This window comes from Planktothrix sp. (assembly GCF_046067725.1).
Classification (GTDB): domain Bacteria; phylum Cyanobacteriota; class Cyanobacteriia; order Cyanobacteriales; family Microcoleaceae; genus Planktothrix.
Genome location: NZ_JBJUDF010000083.1, coordinates 1 through 5,532, shown reverse-complemented (window position 1 = coordinate 5,532; position 5,532 = coordinate 1). Strand labels below are relative to the sequence as shown.

Below are 5,532 nucleotides of genomic sequence, written 5' to 3'. Positions count from 1 at the left end.
ATATCTCCTGTGGTAGAAACCCAGGCTAATAATGTAGCTAAAACAGGGGTACTACAGGGAGAAGCCACTAACCCAAAGGTTAAACCTAATAAATAGGATTTCAAGCTATGGGGAATCTGTTTCGGTATCCATTCGATGGTGTCAAAAGCTGGGAGTTGCAGAGGTAATGCTTCTAATAAATTCAACCCCATTAAAATTGCAATGACACTCACAATAATAGGCCAACCTAAGCCAATTTGACCATAAACTTGTCCAACAAAAGATGCCAGAATTCCTAACCCGGCTAAGGTGGTGGCGAGCCCCAAGGAAAACCAGATGGATTGAATAGCGGCTTGTTGTCGATTTTGCGTTTCATAACCTCCAATATAACCAATGGTTATGGGTAGCATTGACAGCATACAAGGAGTCAAACTGGTTAACAAACCTGCCATCAAAATAACAACAATACTCACCCAACTGATTTGGGTTAATTGGGTTTGAACCAGTTGATTTGCCAATTGCGCCAGTTCATACAATTTGAGTTGTAGGGTTTCTAGCATGGAATGAGGTTAGGAAGTAGTTTCTTTTAAGATTATAACTGATTTTGACTAAAAATCATGACTTATCTTAGTGACTCAGGGGCATACAAAAATCAGGTTCATAACTGAACTTATATTTAGGTTACTAAGCTTAAAACAGAAGCCAGGTTTTGGGATTTTTTGTATAATTGATATCAGAGATTAAATTGATCATCAATATTAGGAAGTTTATTATGCTGAATTGGCAGTGTTTTTCACTCTTGTTTTTATTCGGGTTAATCGCTTGTCAACACAATAGCGATCGCACCTTAACAAATCCCCCCATTTCCAATCCTAAATCAACCGCTATTTCAGCGACTCCCAAAGCAGAAAAATCCATTTTAACTAAACCTTTATCTCCTCAACCGATTCAGATTACTTTAGAAAATTTACCTCAACCCTTTGATAGTAATAGTGCTTCTAAACCTCCTCAAGTGATTCCCATTCCTGATCATCCTGTTTTAAATGTTCCCTCTGGATTTAAAGTGAATGTATTTGCTGAAAACTTGGATCATCCCCGTTGGTTAGCTTTAACTCCCAATGGCGATGTATTAGTAACCGAAACGAAACAAAACCGAATTCGGTTATTAAAAGATATGAATCAAGATGGAATTGCTGATACTATTACAACCTTTGCGAATAACGAAAATAAGTTAAATATTCCCTTTGGTATGGCATTTTTACCCGGTTATTTTTTCTTAGGAAATACCAATGAAATCAGACGTTATTCTTATAATAATCAAGATCAAATCATCGGAACTGGAGAAAAAATAGCAACGTTACCCGGTGGGGGTTATAACCAACATTGGACACGAAATGTTGTCGTTTCTCCTGATAACCAAAACCTGTATGTTTCTATCGGATCAGAAACGAATGTGAGTGAAGAAAACCTTCCGAGAGCTTCGGTTCAAGTCATGAGTTTAGATGGATTAAATCAAGAAACTTTTGCCTTTGGACTGAGAAATCCTGTGGGGTTAGATTTTCATCCCCAAACCCAAGAATTGTATACAACCGTCAATGAACGAGATGGGTTAGGAGATGATTTAGTTCCTGATTATTTAACTCGCATTCGTCAAGGTGAATTTTATGGATGGCCTTATAGTTATTTGACCCCCAATCATCTTGATCCACGTCACGTTCAAAAGGGTCAAAGTATTCGACCAGATTTAGTTCAAAAAACCTTAAAACCTGATATTCTGTTTCAAGCCCATTCTGCTCCGTTAGGATTACAATTTTATGATGGTAATAGTTTTCCTGAAAAATATAAAAATGGAGCTTTTGTTGCCTTCCGCGGCAGTTGGAATCGCAACGCTGGAACCGGATATAAATTAGTATTTATTCCCTTTAAAAAAGGTCGCCCCCAGGGCTATTATGAAGAATTTTTAACCGGATTTTTAATTAATCCTTCTATTCCTGAAACTTGGGGTCGTCCGGTAGGGTTGTTGGTGTTACCCGATGGAAGTTTAATTTTTACAGAAGAAAGTAATGGCCGTATTTACCGGGTGCAATATTCCCCCTAAATCAATTTTTTTTAACATTATCCTTGAGCATTAAAAAGCTGTGTTATTATCGGTTCGACCCTACTATCTCTTCACCCCTATTCCTGCAATGAGTTACTGTGTAACGGTAGGATGTTCTCATCCAGAAAATCCTGATTCTGCCGAATATTGTCAAGGGTGTGGTCAATTTCTACTCCTGCAAAACCGTTATCGTGCGATCAAACCTCTGAGTCAAGGCGGTTTTGGCAGAACGTTTTTAGCCATTGATCAACAAATTCCCTCCCATCCTTATTGTGTGATTAAACAATTTTTATTTCAATATGAAAACCCCAAGGAATATGAAACCGCCTCGAATTTATTTCGTCAAGAAGCGGTGCGTTTAGATCAATTAGGCAAACACCCTCAAATTCCTCAACTTTTAGCTTATTTTGAACAAAATCAACAATTGTTTATTGTGCAAGAATATATTGAGGGAATAACATTGTCTGATGAATTGGAAAACCAGGGATTATTTAATGAGAAAAAAATTTGGCAAGTTTTAGAACAAATTCTTCCCGTTTTAAAATTTATTCATGAACAAAGTATTATTCACCGAGATATTAAACCCGCAAATTTGATGCGACGTTGTTCTCTTATTTTTGCAGAGAAAAATCAGCTAAATAAAGTTAGCCAAGATATCGATCAAGGTGATATTGTTTTGATTGATTTTGGTGTTTCTAAGCTGTTAACAGGAACAGCATTACTCCATAGCGGAACTATTATCGGAACACCGGAATTTATGGCTCCTGAACAAACCAGAGGAAATGTTTATCCCGCTAGTGATTTATATAGTTTAGGGTTAACTTGTTTATATTTAATAACCGGAATTTCACCGGGTCAATTATATGATGAGCATCATAATCAATGGAATTGGCGAAGTTATTTAACACCGAAACAAAGAATCAGCGATCGCTTAGAAATAGTCTTAAACCGATTAACGGCATTTCCTCTCAATGAACGTTATAAATCCGCCGAAGAAGCTTTAAACTTTATTAAATCGTCAGATCTGTCTTTAAATACAGTTGTTAAACCGTCTATTGCAGTTCCAAAAACACCTCCCAAAGTTTCCCCGACTGTTGAGAAAGTGGTTGCTAAATCTCCTAATTTATTAGATCGAATTAAACAAAATTTAGGTTATCAACCCTTAAACGATCCTTTAAAATCGGCGGTGGGTGCTGATTATACAAAATTGCAAACTCTTCTGGCTCAAAAACGCTGGAAACAAGCCGATCAAGAAACCTGGAGTTTGTTATGTGAAGCCTTGAAAAAATCAAAAAAAACCTACATACACGCCAAAGATTTAGAAAATTTGCCTTGTGAAGATTTAAAAACCATTAATCATCTCTGGGTTAAATATAGTAATGGACGATTTGGCTTTACAGTTCAAAATCAAATTTATCAAGAATCTGAAAGAGATTATGGAAAATTTTGTAACCAAGTCGGATGGCTAACTTATAATCCCCATGATCCCGATCAAGGAATTGAATATAAAATTTCCGCACCCGTTGGGCATTTACCCACTCGAAATTGGATTATTTCTACGGGGAAATGGTGGCAACATTTAGAAATTTTACATCAAAAATTAATCCGTTGTGGGATTAATTAATTCTGGGTTAATCTGATCATCTTCTGAAATTAATTCTCCTGTTCCTTCACAGAAAAAACAGGTTTCTTCCCGTTGAATTTCTCCTGAACAATCTCTAATTTCAATATAACCTTTTCCCTCACAGTGGGGACAGATGGGATGGTGGATTTTGTTTGTTTTCATGATCAAATTAAGATGGGAAAGACTAATACTAAATCTGAGGGTCAAAACCGATTAACAATTGTCATCCTGAAGGTCGCGAAGCGACATGAAGGATCTCTGATGATTAGGCGAGAACACCGTGAGATTCTTCCCATTTCTCAGAATAACACGAGGAGTATGACTCATTTAATGTTCAATTCCTACGGTTGGTAAAGAATCAAGTTGAGTCACTTTTTCCGGGCTAGATTTTAAGGGGGTTTGATTTAAACCATCAAAAATATAACGAGAAATCTTAGGAAAAACCTCTTCATTTTTAGCATAAGCTGGATCATCTCCAAATACGGCTAAAATGTAAATGGCTTTATCGTTTAAAGTTCTGACAAAAGCTACTTCTTGACGGGAACGACTGGTATAACCGACTTTAGATCCATAGTAAATATCCAAGGGTAAAGACTCTCCTAAAAACCCTTCAATGGGGTTTGCATCAATATTTCTCCAAGCTTTAGGGTTTAAATCACGAGTTAATAAATAAGCCATTTTGGTACTTGCTAAAGGAGAAATCGCTTGTTTGGTATAAATGTCATACATTAATCGTGCGGTTTGGTCTGTGGTGACGAGATTTCCTTTAGAATAGGGGGGATTTTCTCTGAGTTGTAAATCTCGACCGATGGGTGCTTCTCCAACTCCTGTGATCGGATAATTTTTAGTCGTTAAATTAATTCCAGTAAACCCGGATTGATCAAAAAATCGATTAACTTGACTACGTTTTTCAATCCATTTTTTTAATTCTGTTGGTTCTAAATTTGTTCCAGATTCAGTTTGTGTAATCGCATCAACAATGCGACTGGCAGAATCATTATCAGAAATTCGCATCATCTGGGATAAATCCGTATAAAAAGGAGATTCTTTGGGAATATATCCTTTTTCTGCATAGCCGAAAAATGCCACCATCCAATATAATTTGGCAACACTAGCCGGGAATCTGAGAATTGTATGATTATATCCAGCAATCCTATGATTGTTAGGGTTACTGACATCAATTAAGCTAATCGATAAAGACTCGGTGGGTAATCCTTGGGTTTTGCCAATCTCAACTGCCCCATCGACTAAGGTTTGTAAGTCTTTACTGGGGGTTAAATTCGGCGGAGTTTTAACATTATAAACCACCGTTTTAGGATCATGGGTAACTGCGGCAGAAACCGTAACATTTGGGGTTTTAGATTGAGGTTTTGAGGAGGGTAAAATCAGTTGAATGACGGCTCCAACTGTCCAAGTTACGGTTAAGAAGAGAGCCATTAAAAATAGAATTCGAGAATATTTTAATCGAGCTAATGAATCAGGTTTAGTTCTAACTTTATCCCTTAAAGAATAACCTCGAACCGAAGAACGTCGAACAGACCGACGGCGTTGGGTAATAGAAGCCATATTGAAGAAAATAGGAAAATAAAATATAGGATAGCAGTTGTTTGTTAATTGTTGACGGATAGCGAGTCGTTTAATTATCTATCGGGTAATGTTAAAGCGAGTTGATAGATTTGGCGACGGGGAAGACTGGTAGCTGCGGCAAGTTGACGACTGGCTTCTGAACGAGAAATCCCCTGCTGGAGAAGGCGTTCGAGTTCGGCTTTGAGTTGCTCTTCCGTCAGAGGAGTTGGGGACTCGCTGGCGCCTGCAATCACCAAGGTGAGTT

General features: G+C 37.5%; 5 protein-coding genes and 1 pseudogene. 2 read left to right on the top strand and 4 right to left on the bottom strand.

All coding sequences use genetic code 11. From position 1 onward, the window contains the following. Positions 1-539: cytochrome c biogenesis CcdA family protein (locus tag ACKPEB_RS04840; protein WP_408963698.1), on the bottom strand; the 539-nt coding region annotated here is incomplete at its 3' end. Positions 540-751: 212 nt separating this feature from the next. Between ACKPEB_RS04840 and ACKPEB_RS04835 the strand changes: the two genes are divergently transcribed. Continuing rightward, positions 752-2,077: a PQQ-dependent sugar dehydrogenase gene (locus ACKPEB_RS04835; RefSeq protein WP_408963697.1), complete on the top strand. Its 1,326-nt coding sequence runs from the start codon at positions 752-754 to the stop codon at positions 2,075-2,077. 88 nt (positions 2,078-2,165) lie between these two features. After that, entirely contained in the window at positions 2,166-3,701 is a 1,536-nt protein-coding gene (locus ACKPEB_RS04830; RefSeq protein WP_408963696.1) for a GUN4 domain-containing protein, read from the top strand. Here the strand turns inward: ACKPEB_RS04830 and ACKPEB_RS04825 are convergent. The 3 genes and pseudogenes from ACKPEB_RS04825 to ACKPEB_RS04815 form a co-directional block, all read right to left on the bottom strand. Then, positions 3,678-3,863, bottom strand: a complete 186-nt coding sequence (locus ACKPEB_RS04825) for a hypothetical protein (RefSeq protein WP_408963695.1) — start codon at positions 3,861-3,863, stop codon at positions 3,678-3,680. The genes ACKPEB_RS04830 and ACKPEB_RS04825 overlap by 24 nt on opposite strands. Before the next feature lie 165 nt (positions 3,864-4,028). Beyond that, entirely contained in the window at positions 4,029-5,267 is a 1,239-nt protein-coding gene (locus ACKPEB_RS04820) for a serine hydrolase (RefSeq protein ID WP_408963694.1), read from the bottom strand. 74 nt (positions 5,268-5,341) lie between these two features. Further along, positions 5,342-5,532: pseudogene (locus ACKPEB_RS04815) on the bottom strand (rRNA (cytidine-2'-O-)-methyltransferase); the annotation flags it as partial.

Bases quoted from the DNA above. Each gene is read 5' to 3' on its own strand.
- ACKPEB_RS04830 (WP_408963696.1), top strand. From the start codon at position 2,166: ATGAGTTACTGTGTAACGGTAGGATGTTCTCATCCAGAAAATCCTGAT.
- ACKPEB_RS04825 (WP_408963695.1), bottom strand. From the start codon at position 3,863: ATGAAAACAAACAAAATCCACCATCCCATCTGTCCCCACTGTGAGGGA.
- ACKPEB_RS04835 (WP_408963697.1), top strand. From the start codon at position 752: ATGCTGAATTGGCAGTGTTTTTCACTCTTGTTTTTATTCGGGTTAATC.
- ACKPEB_RS04820 (WP_408963694.1), bottom strand. From the start codon at position 5,267: ATGGCTTCTATTACCCAACGCCGTCGGTCTGTTCGACGTTCTTCGGTT.